The sequence below is a fragment of the Microbacterium sp. GbtcB4 genome, assembly GCF_019091465.1.
GTDB lineage: Bacteria > Actinomycetota > Actinomycetes > Actinomycetales > Microbacteriaceae > Microbacterium > Microbacterium paraoxydans.
The window spans coordinates 1-235 of sequence record NZ_JAGXJJ010000586.1; the positions used below are offsets into that span (position 1 = coordinate 1).

Annotated in this window: 1 protein-coding gene; it reads left to right on the forward strand. The window is 67.7% G+C overall.

Translation table 11 applies throughout. From position 1 onward, the window contains the following. Positions 1 to 18 precede the first annotated feature (18 nt). On the forward strand, positions 19 to 235 hold a 217-nt coding region (locus tag KVS71_RS18905; protein ID WP_217585299.1), incomplete at its 3' end, for a hypothetical protein.

A 235-nucleotide genomic window follows, 5' to 3' on the forward strand; every position in this document is an offset into this window, starting at 1 on the left:
CATCTGGACGAGCGTGGATTGCCCAACCTTCGCATTGTGGAGCTCAGAGGCGAGTGGTGGCTGGCAGAGACGTCGACCGGGCGGCTGGTGGATGCTGGGTCCCGGGCGCTGAGGCGTCTCGGGATCTGGAGCGTGCGCGTCCGTGGCGATGAGCACGCGCCCGGGACCCTACGAATCGGTCCGGCTAGCCTTGAGCGGGAGCCAGACAACGAGTTCGACGCGAACGCCATCGCGG